General features: G+C 50.6%; 14 protein-coding genes and 1 tRNA gene. 8 read left to right on the top strand and 7 right to left on the bottom strand.

What is annotated here, in order from left to right; translation table 11 throughout:
- Positions 1 to 80 precede the first annotated feature (80 nt).
- Both H8B15_RS08560 and H8B15_RS08555 read right to left on the bottom strand, forming a co-directional pair.
- Positions 81 to 1502, bottom strand: coding sequence for an RNA-binding domain-containing protein (locus H8B15_RS08560; protein ID WP_187319264.1), 1422 nt, complete (start codon positions 1500 to 1502; stop codon positions 81 to 83).
- An 88-nt stretch (positions 1503 to 1590) separates the two neighbouring features.
- Positions 1591 to 3975, bottom strand: a complete 2385-nt coding sequence (locus H8B15_RS08555; RefSeq protein ID WP_187319263.1) for a ribonucleoside-diphosphate reductase subunit alpha — start codon at positions 3973 to 3975, stop codon at positions 1591 to 1593.
- Positions 3976 to 4506: 531 nt separating this feature from the next.
- Between H8B15_RS08555 and H8B15_RS08550 the strand changes: the two genes are divergently transcribed.
- Positions 4507 to 4791, top strand: coding sequence for a GIY-YIG nuclease family protein (locus tag H8B15_RS08550; protein WP_187319262.1), 285 nt, complete (start codon positions 4507 to 4509; stop codon positions 4789 to 4791).
- Between the two features lie 150 nt (positions 4792 to 4941).
- On the opposite strand, the gene H8B15_RS08545 is transcribed toward H8B15_RS08550, so the two are convergent.
- Positions 4942 to 5904, bottom strand: coding sequence for a ribonucleoside-diphosphate reductase small subunit (locus H8B15_RS08545; protein ID WP_187319261.1), 963 nt, complete (start codon positions 5902 to 5904; stop codon positions 4942 to 4944).
- A 469-nt stretch (positions 5905 to 6373) separates the two neighbouring features.
- Between H8B15_RS08545 and rplU the strand changes: the two genes are divergently transcribed.
- Positions 6374 to 6679 carry a 50S ribosomal protein L21 gene (gene rplU / locus H8B15_RS08540; protein WP_187319260.1) on the top strand — a complete coding sequence of 102 codons (306 nt, stop codon included), beginning with the start codon at positions 6374 to 6376 and terminating at the stop codon, positions 6677 to 6679.
- A 111-nt stretch (positions 6680 to 6790) separates the two neighbouring features.
- Positions 6791 to 7093: a 50S ribosomal protein L27 gene (gene rpmA / locus H8B15_RS08535; RefSeq protein WP_187319259.1), complete on the top strand. Its 303-nt coding sequence runs from the start codon at positions 6791 to 6793 to the stop codon at positions 7091 to 7093.
- A gap of 185 nt (positions 7094 to 7278) precedes the next feature.
- On the opposite strand, the gene H8B15_RS08530 is transcribed toward rpmA, so the two are convergent.
- From H8B15_RS08530 to hemW, 4 genes are all read right to left on the bottom strand, one after another.
- The gene (locus H8B15_RS08530; protein ID WP_187319258.1) at positions 7279 to 8049 is read right to left on the bottom strand and encodes a cyclase family protein; all 771 of its coding nucleotides are present in this window, start codon (positions 8047 to 8049) and stop codon (positions 7279 to 7281) included.
- Between the two features lie 131 nt (positions 8050 to 8180).
- Positions 8181 to 8840, bottom strand: a complete 660-nt coding sequence (locus H8B15_RS08525) for an alpha/beta fold hydrolase (RefSeq protein WP_187319257.1) — start codon at positions 8838 to 8840, stop codon at positions 8181 to 8183.
- A gap of 128 nt (positions 8841 to 8968) precedes the next feature.
- Positions 8969 to 9466, bottom strand: coding sequence for a hypothetical protein (locus H8B15_RS08520; RefSeq protein ID WP_187319256.1), 498 nt, complete (start codon positions 9464 to 9466; stop codon positions 8969 to 8971).
- 58 nt (positions 9467 to 9524) lie between these two features.
- Positions 9525 to 10655 carry a radical SAM family heme chaperone HemW gene (gene hemW / locus H8B15_RS08515; RefSeq protein WP_187319255.1) on the bottom strand — a complete coding sequence of 377 codons (1131 nt, stop codon included), beginning with the start codon at positions 10653 to 10655 and terminating at the stop codon, positions 9525 to 9527.
- Positions 10656 to 10883: 228 nt separating this feature from the next.
- Between hemW and H8B15_RS08510 the strand changes: the two genes are divergently transcribed.
- The 5 genes from H8B15_RS08510 to H8B15_RS08490 all read left to right on the top strand — a co-directional run bounded on the left by H8B15_RS08510 (position 10884) and on the right by H8B15_RS08490 (position 18519).
- Positions 10884 to 12746 (top strand): BamA/TamA family outer membrane protein, encoded by a 1863-nt coding sequence (locus H8B15_RS08510; protein ID WP_187319254.1) that lies wholly within the window; start codon positions 10884 to 10886, stop codon positions 12744 to 12746.
- Between the two features lie 119 nt (positions 12747 to 12865).
- Positions 12866 to 12938 (top strand) — tRNA-Met (locus H8B15_RS08505).
- A 410-nt stretch (positions 12939 to 13348) separates the two neighbouring features.
- Positions 13349 to 14203 (top strand): DUF4007 family protein, encoded by an 855-nt coding sequence (locus H8B15_RS08500; RefSeq protein ID WP_187319253.1) that lies wholly within the window; start codon positions 13349 to 13351, stop codon positions 14201 to 14203.
- Positions 14175 to 17426: an ATP-binding protein gene (locus tag H8B15_RS08495; RefSeq protein ID WP_187319252.1), complete on the top strand. Its 3252-nt coding sequence runs from the start codon at positions 14175 to 14177 to the stop codon at positions 17424 to 17426. The genes H8B15_RS08500 and H8B15_RS08495 overlap by 29 nt, the downstream gene beginning before the upstream one ends.
- Positions 17416 to 18519: a phosphoadenosine phosphosulfate reductase family protein gene (locus H8B15_RS08490; protein WP_187319251.1), complete on the top strand. Its 1104-nt coding sequence runs from the start codon at positions 17416 to 17418 to the stop codon at positions 18517 to 18519. Before H8B15_RS08495 ends, H8B15_RS08490 begins: the two co-directional genes overlap by 11 nt.

Below are 18519 nucleotides of genomic sequence, written 5' to 3'. Positions count from 1 at the left end.
GCGCGGACGACGGCAGGCCAGAGGCCTGCAAATAGTAGGCACGGGGCACAGCCCCGCGCCATTGACAAGAATTTATTTTGCTATTCTGCCGCAATTCCATCAGCAATTAACTTCTTACCGGCAGTAGTTAATCTCCAAGCTGCTAGGTTACCGTTTAAGCCTGGTACTCTTTCTATAATATTTCTTTTGCTCAACTTATAGAAAACGTCTTTTACGGTATTCTCAGATCTTATACCTGTCATATTCCTAACTATACTATTCGTAATCTGAGTATTATGCTGCAAGAAATCTAATATAGATACTTCTGCTGAAGCTATTTTTGTATGAGATATAATTACTCTTACATAATTATTCTCAACGCGTATAATAGGTTCTGACAACTGCATTTCGGACATTCTCTTAAATGCAGTATCTAAACCTTCCCCCATATCCTTGTTAGGAGGATTTTTATATCTGTTCAACGTCCTGACAATTTTAGAATTCCTGGAGAATCTAGCTTCTAAAATATTGTCAACAGTAACATACCCTGGCAGCTTTCCAGGACTAAGTACTTCAATCCGATTGTCAAAAACCAAGACATGTACATCATCGGAAATTGAGTAATCTCTATGTATAAGAGCATTTACCACTATTTCCCAAATGGTTTCAGGCGGATATGCAACTGCATGGAGCCCTCGAGCAGTCCAAGTAACAACGTCAGCCATGACTTGAGTTATCTTATCTACTGTCTCTTGAATTAGGCTGTACAGAGGCCCTTCTAAAGAATATTGCTCCCTCAAATGGTCTCGGGTTGGGTCAAGATCGGATGTCTCATATCTGGTGATTTTGACAGCACATTTTCTCGGAATTACCACCGAAGGATTATCTGCAAATAGTAAAATACCCGCACTTCTAGGGCTAAAGTCTTTTCTATTCACAAGGTTTTGCCCAACTGTAAAATCGATAGGATCTGTGTGGGGAGAGTAGTCTTTAAGAAAATTTCTTATCTCTTTAGAGTCAAAAATATCTTCTGGAACAGCATCGTTGATTATATAATCTTCAAAGGAAGATTCGCCTTTTGCAAAGGATAATTCCTGAATTTTTATAGGGTCTTTTAGTGGTAAGGACTGAGCAGAACGCCTAACGTAAACAGTTTTATCTGATGTGGAGTGAACTTTATCACTCTTCTCAATAGTCAACCGCAATATCACACCTGGCTTCTCTGGGCACACTAAAAAAGTAGCACTGTAAGTAATAGAAGGGTTAACCTCAGCGAGTACTTGAAATATAGAATTAAAATCCTCTACGTCTTTTAACCCTTTCCAACGTTTTACAGGATCAGGCTCGTCTTTATCATCTGCGATACCAATTATTACATCGCCACCATCTGCATTAGCAAAGGCAACAGCGTGCTTCTGTAACGAGGCGGGTTTAATCTCCGCTGCCTTTCTATCATAGAAATGACTTTCCTCTTTCGTAGAAAGTTCCAATGCGTCATTTCCCGAGATTGTGAGTGTTTTCATAAAGATATTTTAGAAGCAAAAAGCTTCCGACTCACTATAAAATTGGAATCGGAAGCTTTTTTAATAGCAGAAAATTATTTTGTTTCCCTTACGACCCGCAAGCCTCGCAGGCGTCCGGATTATCCAGCGAGCAGCTCATGTCGCTTTGGTTCTGGGCGACGTTGGCGTAGACCGGCTCCAGGGTTTCGGCGGCTTGTTTCTCCACCGTGAACTTGATAGCGTCGGCGGCGGCTTTGGTACGCAGGTAGTACATGCCGGTTTTCAGGCCGCGCTTCCAGCTGTGGAAGTGCATGCTGGTGAGCTTGCCGAAGTTCACGTTTTGCACGTGCAGGTTCAAGCTCTGGCTCTGGCAGATGTAGGCGCCCCGGTCGGCCGACATATCAATGATGCGGCGTTGCGAGATTTCCCACACCGTCTTATACAGGTCCTTGATGTGCTGCGGAATCCGGTCGATGTTCTGCACCGAGCCGTTGGCCGCAATGATTTCCTGCTTCATCTGGTCGCTCCAGAGGTTCAGGGCCACTAGGTCTTTCAACAAGTGCTTGTTCACTACCATGAACTCGCCCGAGAGCACGCGCCGCACGTAGATGTTGCTCGTGTAAGGCTCAAACGACTCGTTGTTGCCCAAGATCTGCGCCGTGCTGGCGGTAGGCATAGGCGCTACCAGCAGCGAGTTGCGCACGCCGTGCTCCACTACCTCAGCGCGCAGCGTTTCCCAGTCCCACCGGCCCGACTCGGGCGTTACGCCCCACAGATCGAACTGGAACTTACCTTGGCTCAGCGGCGAGCCGGGGAAGGTCTCGTACGCACCGTCTTTGATGGCTAGGTCCTTGGAGGCCGTCATGGCCGCGAAGTAGATGGTCTCGAAGATGTCCTTGTTCAGGCCGCTGGCTTCGTCGCTTTCAAACGGCATCCGCAGGGCAATAAACGTATCGGCCAGTCCCTGCACGCCCAGCCCGATGGGGCGGTGGCGGAAGTTGCTGCGCTGCGTCTCGGGCACGGGGTAGTAGTTCACGTCAATCACCTTGTTCAGGTTCAGCGTGGTCTGGTACGTTACCTCGTACAGCTTGTCGTGGTCGAAGGTGGTGTTGCCCTGCGCGTCGGTTACGAGGTAGCGGGGTAGGGCCAGCGAGGCCAGGTTGCACACCGCAATTTCGTCCTTGTCGGTGTACTCCATAATCTCGGTGCACAGGTTCGACGACTTAATCACGCCCAGGTTCTGCTGGTTGCTCTTGCCGTTAGCGGCATCCTTGAACAGCATGTAGGGCGTGCCGGTCTCGGTCTGGCTTTCCAAGATGGCAAACCACAACTCCTGCGCCTTGATGGTCTTGCGGCCGCGGCCTTCCTTCTCGTACTTCATGTACAAGCGCTCAAACTCGGGACCCCAAGTGGTGTCCAGGCCGGGGCACTCGTGGGGGCACATCAGCGTCCACTTGCCGTTTTCCTCCACGCGCTTCATAAACAAGTCGGGCGTCCAGAGGGCGTAGAACAGGTCGCGGGCGCGGTTTTCCTCCTTGCCGTGGTTCTTCTTCAGGTCCAGGAAGTCGAAGATGTCGGCGTGCCAGGGCTCCAGGTAGATGGCAAAAGCGCCCTTGCGCTTGCCGCCGCCTTGGTCCACGTAGCGGGCCGTATCGTTGAACACCTTCAGCATAGGCACTAGGCCATTGGAGTTGCCGTTGGTGCCTTTGATGTAGGAGCCGGTAGCGCGCACGTTGTGCACAGCCAACCCAATACCGCCAGCCGACTGCGAAATCAGCGCGCAGTTCTTCAGCGTGTCGTAAATGCCCTCAATAGAGTCGTCCTTCATCGTGAGCAGGAAGCACGACGACATCTGCGGCTTGGGCGTACCGGCGTTGAACAGGGTAGGCGTAGCGTGCGTCATCCACCGCTCCGACATCATGTTGTAGGTCTTGATAACCGAGTCGATGTCGTTCTTGTGAATGCCTACCGACACGCGCATCAGCATGTGCTGGGGGCGCTCCACAATCTTGCCGTCGAGGCGCAGCAGGTAGGAGCGCTCCAGCGTCTTGAAGCCGAAGAAGTCGTAATTGTAGTCGCGGTCGTAGATGATGGCCGAGTCCAGCGTATGGGCGTGGTTATGAATTACTTCCCACACGTCCTTGGCCAGCAAGGAAGCGTTTTCGCCGTTCTTGGGGTCCTCGTAGGTGTAGAGGCGCTTCATGGTCGAAGAAAACGACTTCGAGGTCACCTTATGCAGGTTGCTCACGGCAATGCGGGCGGCCAGGATGGCGTAGTCGGGGTGCTTGGTGGTGAGCGAGGCAGCCGTTTCGGCGGCCAGGTTGTCCAGCTCCACGGTCGTCACGCCGTCGTAGATGCCGTCAATCACCTTCTTCGCCACCTCAATCGGCGACACGAAATCCATATTCAGCCCGTAGCAGAGCTTTTCAATGCGGGCCGTTACTTTATCGAATTTCACGGATTCGCGGCGACCGTCGCGTTTGATTACCAACATAGGCGTAGCGGTTTGTAGGTTAAGATATGGGAATCCCTACCCCTGGAGGGGCGCAGGTACTGATGCGAAAAAGGATGAATCGAAGGAACTTTTCGACTATTGATAGTCGGAAGATATTCGTCTCGAAGGTGTAGGACAAACCTTTCCTTTAGAAGTTTTCCACATAATCGCAAAGCGGTAGTGCTCAGCCGCTTTTTGCATAGAAACTAAAGAATATAGCAATGAAATATTGCTAGTAAAATAGGGTTGCGAGTTTGCCGGAGGAATGGTATTGTAGGGGGTAGGCGAAGCCGGGGTAGGAGTACCAGAAATCGTCTGTCATCCTGAACGCAGTGAAGGACCTTCTCACGTGTGAACGACAAGCGTAACAACGATTCGTTGCTGTACTATCTTTCAAGAAACCATCTGTCATCCTGAGCACAGCGAAAGGCCTTATGCCTGTAGAACGACAGACGTAACAACGACTCGTTCTACAGGCATAAGGTCCTTCGCTGTGCTCAGGATGACAGGATAGATAGCCAAGATTAAACTATGCCCTACTACGTCTACATCACCACCAACCCCGCCCGCAGCATCCTCTACATCGGCATCACCAACGACCTACCTAACCGCATCGCCCAGCACTACGAGAATCGCGGTACCAATCAAACCTTCGCCGGCCGCTACTTCTGCTACAACCTACTCTACTTCGAAGAATACACGGATAGCAAAGCCGCCATTAGCCGCGAGAAAGAATTGAAAGGCTGGACGCGGGCAAAAAAAGACGCGCTCATTGCGACACAAAATCCGCAGTGGGAGTTTTTGGAGGTAGGGTAGGGTAGGGTAGGCACAAAAAAACCGCCTGTCATCCTGAGCGGAGCGAAGGACCTTCTCACGGCAGAACGATAATCGTAACAACGACTCGTTCATACGTGAAAAGGTCCTTCGCTCCGCTCAGGATGACAGGCGGTTTTAGATCAGCAATCTTTAAAAATCCTCGTCCAGCGAGAAAACGTTGTCCTGGCGGTCGGCCATCACGCCGGCTTTCTGGTACTCGGCCACACGCTTCTCGAAGAAGTTGGTTTTGCCCTGCAACGAAATCATTTCCATGAAATCGAAGGGGTTGGTGGCGTTGTAGATCTTGCCGCAGCCTAGGGCCACCAGCAGGCGGTCGGCCACAAACTCGATGTACTGCGACATGGTGGTGGAGTTCATTCCAATCAGGTTCACGGGTAGCGCGTCGGTTACGAACTCCTGCTCAATCGTCACCGCGTCGCGGATGATTTCCTGCACGCGGGCCTCAGGCAGCTTGTTTTGTAGATGGTCGCGGTAGAGCAGGCAGGCGAAGTCGCAGTGCAGGCCCTCGTCGCGCGAAATCAGTTCGTTCGAGAAGGTCAGGCCGGGCATCAGACCGCGCTTTTTCAGCCAGAAAATCGAGCAGAACGAGCCCGAGAAGAAGATGCCTTCTACGGCCGCAAAGGCAATCAGGCGCTCAGTGAAGTTCTCGGAGTTGATCCACTTGATGGCCCACTCGCCCTTCTTCTTCACGCACGGCACGGTTTCCAGCGCGTTGAACAGGCGGTCTTTTTCCTGCGGATTTTTCACGTAGGTGTCAATCAGCAGAGAATAGGTTTCGGAGTGGATGTTTTCCATCATCACCTGGAAACCATAAAAGCAGCGCGCCTCTGCCGACTGCACTTCCTGCATGAAGTTGACGGCCAAGTTTTCGTTTACGATGCCGTCGGAAGCAGCGAAGAAAGCTAAGACGTGGGAGATGAAGTGCCGCTCGCCGTCGTTCAAACTATCCCAATCCTTTTGGTCCTGGCCCAAGTCAATTTCCTCGGCCGTCCAGAACGAGGCTTCGGCCTGCTTGTACATCTGCCACATATCGTTGTGCTGAATGGGAAACAGCACGAAACGGTTGGGATTTTCGGTCAGTAAGGGTTCCATAAGTTGAAATAAATAGTAGCCAGAAAAGACGCGAGACCAGGTATCCTGATCGACTAGTGCAACCCGTCACGCGGCGTGAAGGTTGCGGCAAAATGGTCAGTTTACTGCTGACTGGTTTTCCAAAGATAGGCTGTCAGGCTGCGACCCGGACCGTGGAACGTCATTTTCCACGGATAAATTTTATAATCGAACTAAACACGGCAGTTATCGTATTTTCTCGTTTTGGGATAGTAGAAAAAGCCAATCCTATCAAATAGAGAAAAGTTATCCACATTTTGGGTGTGGACAATGTGATTTATCCACAAAATTCGTATTCGCGTGTTCTTTAATAGAAGGATTGCACCTAGTAGCAGAGCCAAGAAAGTCAATGGCAGAAGGCGAGTAAATGAAGATTAGCGAGTTAGGTTTGCAAATCTGAATTTAAGGGCGTACTTTTGCCTTCCATTTTTCAGAAACCGCGAAGACACTGATGTACGCAATCGTCGATATAGCTGGCAAGCAGACCAAGGTCGAAGCCGACAAGTTCGTTTACACCCACAAGCTGGCTGGCAACGTCGGCGATTCGGTGGAGTTGGGCAACGCCCTCCTGACCGAAGACAACGGCACCATCAACATTGGTGCTCCTACCCTGGACGTGAAAGTAACGGGCACCATCCTGGCGCACGTAAAGAGCGACAAGGTGTTGGTATTCAAGAAGAAGCGCCGCAAAGGCCACCGCAAACTGAACGGCCACCGTCAGGACTACACCAAAGTACAAATCAACAGCATCGGCTAGTTTTTTATAGCAGTTAGCTACCAGCTTTTGGCTGTTAGCTTTCGGTTTGACTAGCTTGCTTCTTACACAAAAGCTAACGGCTAACAGCCAGTAGCTAAAAGCTTAAAAAACATGGCACACAAGAAAGGTGTCGGCTCGTCTAACAACGGCCGCGAATCGCATAGCAAGCGCCTTGGCGTGAAAATCTACGGTGGTCAGAGCATCATCTCGGGCAACATCATCGTTCGTCAGCGCGGTACCAAGCACCACGCTGGTCAGAACGTAGGGATGGGTAAAGACCACACCCTGTTCGCCATGATCGACGGCACGGTACAGTTCCGCAAAGGCCGCGGTGACCGTTCGTTTGTATCGGTTATCCCCGGCGAAGTAGTTGCTGCTGAGGTAACGACTGCGCCCGAAGTAACGCCTGCCTAGTTGGTAGTACGATAACACGAAAAGGGCCATCCATGCGGATGGCCCTTTTCGTGTTTGTTCTATACGAGAGGCTGTTTGAGTTAATGACAACAATGTAGAGACGTATCCTGGCGTCTCGTCTCCACGCCGCGTGGTCGATGTTGTTCAACGACAAGACGCCAGGATACGTCTCTACCCCTGAACAATCATTTCAGTAAGGCATACAGTACCGGCTTGCTAGGGCTGGCGTCCAGCGCCAGACTCGTGATTTGCAGGTTGAGCAGGTACAAACCATCTTCCACCGCATCGGCTACGAAGATCAACTCCGTGATGGTGGCGCTCTGGCGGGTGGCGTGCGGGTATTGCCAGAAGGCATGGTGTGCCAGTAGCTGGCCGCCGTCTTCCTCGCGGTCTACGCTGGGTAGGTCTAGCAGCAGGTGGTCGATGTGATGCTCGGCTAGGTAATGCGCCAGGGCGGGCTCCAGGTAGGGCGGATTGGTGCCGGAGTAGTGGCGCGTGCGTTTGGCGCGGTGGTTGGGAAGCGTGCGCAGCACCAGGGCTTCGGGCGCTACGGCCGCATCGGGGCCTTTTTCCAGCTCACGCTGCACGTCGGCCAGCAATACTACCTGGTCGCCGTTGGGGAGGGGGCGCGGCTGCACCGATACCAGCCGGGCCACAAACAAAAAGCGGCGCAGGCAGCGGCTGAGCAGCGCGTCTGGCTCGGCCGAGATGTGACCGTAGCACTCGGTATGCGTGCCGTTGCCGTGGGGTGTGAGGTGCACGCGCTTGTAGTTGGTGCTCCCGCCTTCGGCCACGCTCCCCACAAAGCTGCCTACCCGAATGGTTTCTATCTCTACCGGCTCAGCCCAGAAACAACTTACCTGCTCCTCGCCAGGCGCCAGGGGTAGGGAAATATCCAGCGGCGCGCCGGGGTCGAAGGAATACATATTGCCTTGGTGAGGGTAAGTAGCAAGCATTCGGTGAGATGGTGAGGTGGTGAATGAATACGGCTGTCATCCTGAGCAGCGCGAAGGACCTTCTCACGTCTGCGCGACGACTCGTTCATATGTAATAAGGTCCTTCGCAAGCTCAGGATGACAGGTGACCTTTATGATAAGTTACCTTCTTCATTCACCATTCTATTCAGAATAGCACTGATTTCCTGGGCATGGGTGAGCACCATGAAGTGGCCGCCGTTGGGGATAAGGTAGTCGACCGGAGATGGGCCAGGCGGAAATACCCGGTCGCGGGTACCCAGGATTTGCACGCCCCGGCCAATATCGGTGCTGTCCCAATGCAAGAGCCGGTCGATGGCCCAGCGGGTATACACAGGGTCCATATCGCGCAGAATCTCGCGAAATAGCTGGTAAGCTTCGCCGTTGCTGATATTGAAATACCACTGCCCCACGCGGGGCAGCAGCTTGAGCAACTGCGGCGGCACTAGTTTATACACGCCCGTATTACGAATAATACGCAGGAGCGGCGGCAGGCAATCGGCATCCGGAATACTGCTAATGAGTACGGGCCGGGCCAGAGGCCGCAGCCGGCACATTTCTAGAGCCACCACCCCTCCAAACGATACACCGACTAGCAGGCACGGCTCGTCTGCTACTACCCGCTCGGCCATGCGGGCCACGTAATGGGGTAGGGTTTCGTGCGGCTCGGGTGTAAACCATTGTAGCACTCGGGTTTCGGCGTGCAAGCGTGGCTGTAAATAACGAAAAATGCGCTCATCGGCACCCAGCCCGGGTAGCAGGTATACCTTCATCTCGGATGTTGTCTGAACCACGGATTTGCCCGGATTGATCGAATTACACGGATTTTGTAGGAGGATCAGGTAGTGGTTGTTTGGAGGAGCCAGTCACAAGTTTCGTTGCAATCCGAACGAAGCGGTAGCTAGGGCTCTAGGCGCAGGAAGATGCCTTCGAGGTAGAAAATATTGTGAGGACGCTCGTCGTCAAACTCCTCTTCCTCAAACTCTTCCTCCTCCGACTCATCAACATCCAAAGGTAGCTGCACAAATGAAACTTCTTCCTCCTCGTCGTCCGGGCCATCGGCGGGGTAGGTGCAGGCCAGTTTAAGCGCTACGCCAGCTAGGGGTACGGGGGGAGCTTCAGAGGTATTGTATTCGAGCAGGCAGGGCCACTCCGTTACGGTGGCCAGCGCTTCGGCTACTTGTTCCTGTAGGGCCTCAGTTCGGTCGCCGGCCAGGCGCAGCAGCAGATCCAGCGACTGAAACTGCAAGCCCAAATGAAAGAAATACAGGGTGTTGTCGAAAAACGTGGTAGCCCATACCGTTACGTCGTTCGTGTTGTCGAACACGACAGCCGTAATTTGTACCTGCTCCACAAAAAAATCGGCGTTGTCCGCCAGGGCATCTATCAAGCGTTCCATTACTACAGATTTACGCCGAATTTCTTGAATTCACCGAAAATAGATGAGCACCGCAATGCTATTGAAACAGGGCCAGCGTGATATGATCGGCCAATAGCTTGCCTTGGTCGGTGAGGATCAGCACATCGTGGTGTAGGGTTGCCCAGCCGTCGGTTTGCAATTGCTGGAGGTAGGCGCCGTGCTGCGCGGGTAGGTCTACGCCGAGGATGTCGCGCAAGTACGCCAGGTCGCAGCCGTGGGCGGTGCGCAGGCTGGTCATCAGGTACTCGTTGGCGCGGTCTTGGGCCGAAAGGTTCTCCATGGTGGCGGGCACCTCGCCTTGCTCCAGCACGGCCGCCACATAGCGGGCATTGTTGGCCACAGTGTATTGCCGGGTGTGGCCGTCGAAGGAGTGCGCGCTCGGCCCCAGCCCCAGGTAGGGCACGCCGCGCCAGTAAGCCGAGTTGTGGCGCGACTCGCGACCGGGCAGGCAGAAGTTACTGATTTCGTATTGCTGATACCCGTGCCTGGTCATTTCCGTGAGCAGCAGCTCAAATTGCTGGGCCACAAACTCATCGGGCGGGGCCTGCATGGTGCCTTTTTTCAGGCGATGCCCGAACACCGTGCCCGGCTCGATAGTGAGGGCGTAGCACGACAGATGCGGCACGCCCAGCGCAAAGGCCGCCGCCATGTCCTGCTCCCACAAGGCGTGGGTAGGGGCGGGTACCCCGTAAATCAGATCCACCGAAATATTCTCGAAGCCCGCGTCCTGGGCCGCCCGCACCGCCTGGTCCGACTCCTGGGCTGAGTGGGCGCGGTTCATCAGGCGCAGGTGCGGCTCGTGGAAGCTCTGCAACCCAATGCTGAGGCGGTTGATGGGCGAGGCCGCCAACTCCCGCAGCTTGGCCGGCGTGAGGTCGTCAGGGTTAGCCTCCAGCGTGATTTCCGCGTCGGGCGCTACCGTAAATTGCTGATGGATGGCCGCGAAAATCGTATCCAGCTCGGCAGCTGTCAGCAATGAAGGAGTACCCCCGCCGAAATAGATGGTATCGAGGGTAGGAGCCGGGCCGAGGTAGGCGGCGCGCAGTTGCATTTCCCGCGTCAGGGCCTCCACAAAACGATTTTTTAGCGCCATGGAGGTGCTAAAGTGGAAGTCGCAGTAATGACAAGCTTGCTTGCAGAAAGGAATATGAAGGTAAAGGCCGGGCATGTGTCAATAATTGAAGCAGAAAACGTCATTTCGACCATTCTGCGCATTAAGCAGAGAAATCTCGCATGCTTTCAGTAATTGTATAATGATTGAGCTTGTGGAGCACGCGAGATCTTTCCCGCTGGTCGAAATGACGTTCTTCACCTACAACACAACCAACAATGGAAAGGTAACTTTAGGCTGACTTTTTGAAATGAAGCGCATTGCGCCGACGTTATCAGCCCGCAAATGTACGCCCGTGTCCTTGTGTTCTGCCTGTTGGGCTGGCTGCTGAGCAGCTGGACGGGCCAAGCATGGGCACAGGTGACGCCTACCCTACCCAACCAGCCAAGCCTGCAAACACCACCGCTGCCGCCCAAAGCAACTGCACCCGATTCAACTGCCAAGCGTCGCATGCCGCCCAAAGTTCCCCGGTTCGTGCGCCTGCGCACCGCCGATGCCGCCGACCAGGCCGTGCTGCGCCGCTACCGCTACCGCGCCACAGCTCCCGATTCGCTGGCGGCCCTGCGCACGGTGCGCGAGGTGGTGCAGGCCCTGCAAGCTAGCGCCTACCTCACCGCCTCGGCCGACCGGCTGCACTGGTCGCGCGATACGCTGGTGGCCGATGTGTACGTGGGTGAGCAGTTTCGGTGGGCACGCCTGCGCAACGGCAACCTCGGCGACGCCCTGCTCACCCGTGCCGGTTACCGGGAGCGGTTTTTCACAAGTCGTCCTTTTGTACCCGGCGAGTGGAGCCGCTTGCAAGAGCGTATTCTGGACGAAGCCGAAAACCAGGGCTACCCCTTCGCCACTGTGCGCCTCGACTCGGTGGAGCTGCGGGGCAATGAGGTGGAAGGCCGGGTGGTGCTGGACCGCGGCCCGGTTATCGTTTTTGATTCGCTGGAGGTAATTGGGGTAACTAAAACCCGGCGCAATTTCCTAATCAAATACCTGCAAATATTCCCCAACCAGCCCTACAGCCAGCAGCGAGTAGATGCTGCCGCCCAGTTGTTGCGCCAACTGCCCTATCTGCAGATAAAGGCTGCGCCCGAGGTGCGCTTTGCCAGGGGTAGGGCGCGGGTGTACTTATTGCTCGCCGACCGCTCGGCCAACCAGTTCGATGCCATTGTGGGGGTGCTGCCCAACCCCAATCCCACGGCCACCCAAAACCGCGTGCAGCTCACTGGCGACGTCACCATCAACCTGCGCAACATCAAGGGGGGCGGCAAGCAGCTGGGGTTGCAGTGGCGCAAGGTAGACGCGGCCTCCCAGCAGCTCGATGCCCAGTACGTGCACCCCAACTTCTTCGGCACGCCGCTGGAAGTGGCCGGCACGTTCAATCTGTATCGGCAGAACGACGCGTTCCTGACCATTCGGCCGCGCCTCCAGATTACCTATCCTACGCCGCGGGCCGGGCGCCTCACCGTTTTCACGGAGTTGCGCAGTTCCCGCCTGCTCGATACGCTGCTGGACCGGCGCACCACCCTACCCGAAAATATCGACTCCGAATACACTAACTACGGCCTCAGCTACACCTGGAACTCGCTGGATGATCTGCTGTTTCCGCGCCGGGGCGTGCTAGTGGCCGCGCAGGGCAACGTGGGCAACAAGCGCATCTCGCGCAACCCCGAGCTAAATGAGGAGCTGTACGCGGGGCTGGCCCTGCGCTCTACGCAGGTAGGCATGAGCGGGCGTGCCGAGCGCTACTACCGCATAGGCCAGCAAGGCGTGCTGCTCACGCGGGTGCACGGCGAGGCGCTGTTCAACCAGCGCCTGTTTCTGAACGACCTGTACCGGGTAGGCGGCTTGGCTACCCTGCGGGGTTTCAACGAATTCAACTTCTACGCCAGCCAGTACGCCGTGGGCACCGCCGAATTCCGGCAGTTCACGGGCAATGAGGCCTACGTGTTCCTATTCGTGGACCAAGCCTACATCCGCCGCGACCTCACCAACGACTTCCGGCAAGATGCCCCCACTGGGCTGGGTGCCGGCCTGAGCTTCCGCACCGGGGCCGGGTTGTTTCAGTTCGTGTATTCGGTGGGCCGCACCCGCGACCAGGCCTTTTCCCTAAATGCCTCCAAGATTCACTTTGGCATCACCAGCCGGTTTTGATAGTGATTCAATGAAAAAATAATGATTTGATAATCAGGCGTTCAGTAATTAATTATAGGTTTTTGTAATCGTAAATATCGTTTTATCGATAAAATTCCTACATTTGCATCACCAAACAGTGCGGGGTGGAGCAGTTGGTAGCTCGTTGGGCTCATAACCCAAAGGTCACTGGTTCGAGTCCAGTCCCCGCTACCTTATAAGAGGCCAAGTAATTCGTAATGAGTTACTTGGCCTTTGTATTTTGCGTCCATAGGACGTTAATAGAACGTTAAGGCCATATTCAGAGCGTTGTGAATATAATGCCTAGTGCATAAAAGGCTAAATTATTTTAGTGGGTTACAAACCCAACGAGCTACTAACTGCTCCTCCTTTATCAAAAAGGGTTCAAATGCTAAAGCTTATCCTCAGAGACACTACAACAGAAAAGAATAGGTCTCTTACTATATAAGTGATGTAAAGGTGATTGGAGGTAGAGTATTCAAAATGATGCTTGGATAGTTAGACTACTGATTGGATAGCCTTTTTGGCTTGTTTACCTTAGCATAAAAACTGCTTACATGCTATTTCACGGTCACAACACTTTTCTTTGTAAGCACGATTGGTTGAAGAAGGGCTTCGATTTTCTACGTGATGAAGAAAATAGTTTTACTGATACTGATGCTGTAGTGGAGCTTGGTGTAGGTAAGAATATGGTGGACGCCATACGGTATTGGTTACGAGCGTTTGGCATCACCGACGATAAAGACAATTTACAGCCACTTGCTTTCAATGTGTTATCTACTAGTGGGTATGACACATATATAGAAGATAATGCTACGTTGTGGCTTCTTCATTATTTGTTAGTTAGAACAAATAGGGCATCCATTTATAGCCTGATATTTAACGAATTTAGGAAGGAGCGCTTCGAGTTTACTCGCCAGCATTTAATGCAATTTATTAAGCGCAGGTGTGTAGAGGAAGGAGAAGGATTCAATGAAAATACGGTGGATAGTGACATCACTGTATTCCTTAGAAGCTACTTAACCCCTAGTAACAAAGGCAAGCATGATATTGAAGATGAATCTACAGGATTGCTGCAAGACTTGTCTTTAATGTCAGCAGAGCCATCGGAAGACTTGGATACTGGTAAACGAACATTCACCTATAAGATTGACAGCCAAGAACGCAATGAATTGCCTTGGCAGATGGTATTATTATCAATCTTAAACCATCCAACTTGGGGAGATGCAATCAATTTCAGGGAGCTTGAAGCAGCTCCATACTCGCCAGGGTTAATATTCGCTCTTAATGAGAAGGGCTTATATGATAAGATTAAGGAGATGCAAGACGGATTTCCAGCTGCTATTGTATTCTCAAATAATGCGGGTTACCGCACATTGACAGTCAAAAGAGATTTACTTCCCCAAGAGGAGGTCTTAAAAACATACTATGGCCAAGAAGCACAGTCTATCGGTTAATATTAACCGAGATGCAGGCCAAGATTTGGTCTATGTCCCTACTCCAAATGCCGTTACTGTGTTTGGGCAGCTAGTGAGTAATTACCTGGCGGGCATTCACTGCTTTAATATAGTAGGAGCATACGGAACAGGTAAATCAGCATTTCTTTGGGCTTTCGAGCAAACTCTAACACGGCAGAAAGACTATTTCAAATCTGATGTCGCTTTTCGTCACATCACCTCATTCCGATTTGAACAGTTTGTAGGCCAGTATGCTTCCTTAAAAGAAGTATTCGCTGCTTACTTCTCACCGAATCTAACTGAAGATGCTACATCAGCTGATGTGATTGAGGCTATTGACCAGCAGGTTCAACTATTAGCTAAAAAGGGCCAAGCATTAGTCATAGTAGTAGATGAGTTTGGTAAGTTCTTAGAGTACGCGGTAAAGGAGAATCCTGAAGCAGAGCTATATTTCATACAGGAGCTGGCAGAGTATATCAATGACGTAGATAAAAACGTCATGTTGGTAACTACTGTGCATCAAGATGTGAGTTCGTACGCTCAATCATTAAAGCGAACTCAGCAGCAAGAGTGGGAAAAGGTAAAAGGGCGACTAAAGGAACTGACTTTTAACGAACCTGTAGAGCAACTTCTTTACTTAGCTTCTCAACGGCTATCTGAGAAGAACGTAGCGACCGAATCTAATTCTAATAGTGGCAAGCAACTGTTTGAAGCTATTAAAGCGGCTAAAGTATTTCCTCTACATGACTATTTTACTTTAGAGGTACAGCAACGAGTATGGCCACTAGATATACTTTCGGCTGCCATTCTAGTATTAGCATTACAGAAGTATGGCCAAAACGAACGCTCTCTTTTTTCCTTCTTAGAGTCTAATGATTACTTAGGTATTCAAGACCATACAGAAGAGGATGTATACTATGGTCTGAGCAGTATACACGATTATCTGATTCACCATTACTACTCTCTTCTTTCATCTCGCTACAACCCACATTATGGTGTTTGGGCAAGTATAAAAACTACTCTAGATAGATTAGAAGGTCTTCTAGAGGAAGGAATAGAAGATGCACGTAAGCTTGTAAAGACGATTGGTCTACTATCAATTTTTTCGCCTGCGGGAGCAGAAATCAACCGCAAATTTATAACTGCTTATGCTGCACTAAGCCTGGGTATGAGTGACCCTGGTGCCATTTTAGAGGCACTAGAAAAACACAAGCTTATTCGCTTTGTAAACCATAAGAAGAGTTACATCTTATTTGAAGGAACTGACCTTGATATCGATTTAGCTATCGATGCAGCAGGGCAACTTGTAGAACAGGTTACTGATGTAGCTAAGCGGCTCAAAGACCTTTTCATCTTTCCGTATGTGGCAGCTAAAGAAGTGACCTTCAAGAAAGGTACTCCGCGTATTTTTGAAATACGCGTTACAGACCATGTCCTGCTAGAGGTTCCTCAGGGAGAAGTAGATGGTTTTGTTAACCTGATTTTCTCAGACTCTCTTACTCCAGAGACTCTACGACAAACTGTTGGTGACCGACACGACGCGGTATTGTATGGGCTATATCGTCGGTCAGGTGAAATCAAAAAGCTTATTCGTGAAATTGACAAGATTGCCAAGGTAAAAGAGGAGAACTTCAATGACCGAGTAGCAATTCGTGAGTTAGACGGGATACTTAACCATCAACAGGCGCTGCTAAATCATTATGTTCTTGATAGTCTTTATAAAAAGGATAGCAAGGATATAGAGTGGTTTTTTAATGGTCCGCAAGGGCCTACTAAGCCAAGCTTTCAAGGTCGGCGAGAATTTAACCGTTGTCTGTCTCATATAGCTCATGAGGTGTACAGCGCTACTCCTCAATTTAGAAGTGAGCTAGTAAACCGTACTAAGCTTTCATCGGCAATTGCTACAGCTCGTAAGAGCTATGTGCGCGCACTTTTCACGAACTGGCAGTGGGAAGATTTAGGGTTTGAACCAAAGAAGTATCCACCAGAGAAAACTATATATCTGTCACTTCTCAAACAGACAGGTATTCATCAAGTAAGTAATGGGGAATATACATTAGCTGCTCCTGTAGAGGAGTCATTCACGCCGTTATGGCAAGCTAGCGAGCGGTTCTTGAGTAGTACTCAGGATGGACCATTGCGTTTATCCGATTTTGTACAGAAGCTACAGCAAAAGCCTCTGAAGCTTAAGCAAGGGTTTATTGACTTTTGGCTACCAACTTTCCTATTCATGAAACGACATGAATACGCTTTGTACGGTGAGCAAGACAGATACATTCCTGAGTTAACGCCAGAAGTAGTTGACCTTTTTACAAAGAATCCTACTCAGTATTCCATAAAAGCCTTCTCACTGGAAGAAGAGAAATTAGCCTTGTTCAACGACTATCGGCAGCTACTACAGTTGTCGCCTGCAGAACAGGTATCTAATGTGGGTTTTATAGAGTCTATCAAACCCTTCCTAACGTTTTACCGGCAACTACCTTCCTACACTCAGAGGACGCGTAAGCTACCTTCTAGCGCAATCCGCCTGCGTGAAGCAGTTGTTCGTGCAAAGGACCCTGAAGCGGCCTTTTTCGATGCTTTTCCAAGAGCACTGGGTTTTAGCATCCAAGAGCTACAGCAAAATACCTCTGCTCGTGAAAAGTACATACCTGCATTACAAGAAGCCATCAATAAACTTCGCAATGCTTATTCTGCTTTGCTGCAACGTCTAGAAAGCTTTATTGCTAAAAATGTAGTGGGTACTCAACCAGTACTTGAGCAATACAAAACATCTTTGCAAAGGCGTTTTAAAGGTTTATCTGCTTATCGTTTGCCTTCTGAGCTTAAGGTATTTCGGGAGCGACTGATGTCTGAGCTGGATGACCGAGAAACATGGTTAAACTCCATGGCTAACGCGCTGCTTAAGAAAAGTCTCAAAGATTTTGAAGACAGCGATGAACTTCTATTTCAAGAGCGTTTCCAGCAGTATGTAAACCAGCTAGATAACCTATGTGATTTAGCTAACGCCAATATTGATATTGACCAAGAAGATGCATTTCGCTTGGAAATATCAGCGTTTGGTGAGCAACAAAAAGCCAGGATTATTCGCCGTCCTAAAGTATCCAGCAAGGAGGATGCTACGCTTGAAGGGAAGATACGAGAGATGCTCGGAGAGGATAAACACCGTAGCCTAGCTATCTTGGCTAGGTTGATAAAGGAGCAATTAAGTGATGAGCAGTAACATACGTCACGTACTAGGTATATCAGGCGGCAAGGACAGTGCTGCTTTAGCTATCTACTTGAGGAGCAAGTATCCTCAGCTGGATATAGAGTATTACTTCTGCGATACTGGTAAGGAGCTTGAGGAGACTTATACTCTCATTAGTAACCTGGAAAACTACCTAGGCAAGAAGATTAAGGTAGAAAGAGCCGCAGCTGATAGCCCAGAAAATTCCTTCGACCACTTCGTGCAAGTGTATGGTGGCTATTTGCCTTCGTCGAGTGCCCGCTGGTGTACCAAAAAACTTAAGCTCGAGCCTTTCGAGAAATTTGTAGGTAACGACCCCGTAGTGTCTTATGTAGGCATTAGAGGAGATGAGGACCGCGAAGGTTATATATCTAGAAAGTCTAATATACAGTCCATATTTCCATTCCGCCGTAATATTTGGAGTGAGGATGTGATACAAAAAGTACTACATGTAGACTCTCTTTCTAAGTTGGTAAAAGCATACGAGAAGCAAGATTTAACCGAGAAACAAGCAAGAATATTAGCTGCTGTTGCAACGCCATTGTCACGGAGTTTCAACCAGACGCACAAGTTAAATCTACTTTTAGATGCTGGTATTGCTGCATTTAATAAAGCAGCCTTTGAGGTGCTACAGGAAACATTATATCCATTGGCAAAAACCTCAGAATTTGCTCTCTTAGATAATGAAGATACATTAGTACGAGACGATATTTTCCGTATTCTACGCGACAGCGGCGTAGGAGTACCAGCATATTATGAGAAGATAGAATTCGAAGTAGATGGGCAGAAAGGAGAATATTCCCGTAGCCGTTCAGGTTGCTTCTTCTGCTTCTTCCAACAGAAAATAGAATGGGTATGGCTATATGAGCAGCATCCTGATTTATTTGCACGCGCGATGGAATATGAGCGTCAGGGCTACACTTGGATGGAAGAATCTCTAGTTGAATTGGCAAAACCAGAACGTGTACGTCAAATTAAATTAGATGCAATAAAAAAGGCTTCAAAGAAAACAGCATCATCATCCATATATCTTCTCGATATTATCGATGAGGCAGAGGAAGAAGGATGTGCATCTTGTTTCATTTAA

Source organism: Hymenobacter citatus, assembly GCF_014333615.1.
GTDB classification, from domain to species: Bacteria; Bacteroidota; Bacteroidia; order Cytophagales; family Hymenobacteraceae; genus Hymenobacter; species Hymenobacter citatus.
This window is presented reverse-complemented; position numbering and strand designations above follow the sequence as displayed.

What these genes read in the sequence shown, in the direction of transcription:
- H8B15_RS08560 (WP_187319264.1), bottom strand. Translation starts at nt 1,502, where the DNA reads ATGAAAACACTCACAATCTCGGGAAATGACGCATTGGAACTTTCTACG.
- H8B15_RS08555 (WP_187319263.1), bottom strand. Translation starts at nt 3,975, where the DNA reads ATGTTGGTAATCAAACGCGACGGTCGCCGCGAATCCGTGAAATTCGAT.
- H8B15_RS08550 (WP_187319262.1), top strand. Translation starts at nt 4,507, where the DNA reads ATGCCCTACTACGTCTACATCACCACCAACCCCGCCCGCAGCATCCTC.
- H8B15_RS08545 (WP_187319261.1), bottom strand. Translation starts at nt 5,904, where the DNA reads ATGGAACCCTTACTGACCGAAAATCCCAACCGTTTCGTGCTGTTTCCC.
- rplU (WP_187319260.1), top strand. Translation starts at nt 6,374, where the DNA reads ATGTACGCAATCGTCGATATAGCTGGCAAGCAGACCAAGGTCGAAGCC.
- rpmA (WP_187319259.1), top strand. Translation starts at nt 6,791, where the DNA reads ATGGCACACAAGAAAGGTGTCGGCTCGTCTAACAACGGCCGCGAATCG.
- H8B15_RS08530 (WP_187319258.1), bottom strand. Translation starts at nt 8,049, where the DNA reads ATGCTTGCTACTTACCCTCACCAAGGCAATATGTATTCCTTCGACCCC.
- H8B15_RS08525 (WP_187319257.1), bottom strand. Translation starts at nt 8,840, where the DNA reads ATGAAGGTATACCTGCTACCCGGGCTGGGTGCCGATGAGCGCATTTTT.
- H8B15_RS08520 (WP_187319256.1), bottom strand. Translation starts at nt 9,466, where the DNA reads ATGGAACGCTTGATAGATGCCCTGGCGGACAACGCCGATTTTTTTGTG.
- hemW (WP_187319255.1), bottom strand. Translation starts at nt 10,655, where the DNA reads ATGCCCGGCCTTTACCTTCATATTCCTTTCTGCAAGCAAGCTTGTCAT.
- H8B15_RS08510 (WP_187319254.1), top strand. Translation starts at nt 10,884, where the DNA reads ATGTACGCCCGTGTCCTTGTGTTCTGCCTGTTGGGCTGGCTGCTGAGC.
- H8B15_RS08495 (WP_187319252.1), top strand. Translation starts at nt 14,175, where the DNA reads ATGGCCAAGAAGCACAGTCTATCGGTTAATATTAACCGAGATGCAGGC.
- H8B15_RS08490 (WP_187319251.1), top strand. Translation starts at nt 17,416, where the DNA reads ATGAGCAGTAACATACGTCACGTACTAGGTATATCAGGCGGCAAGGAC.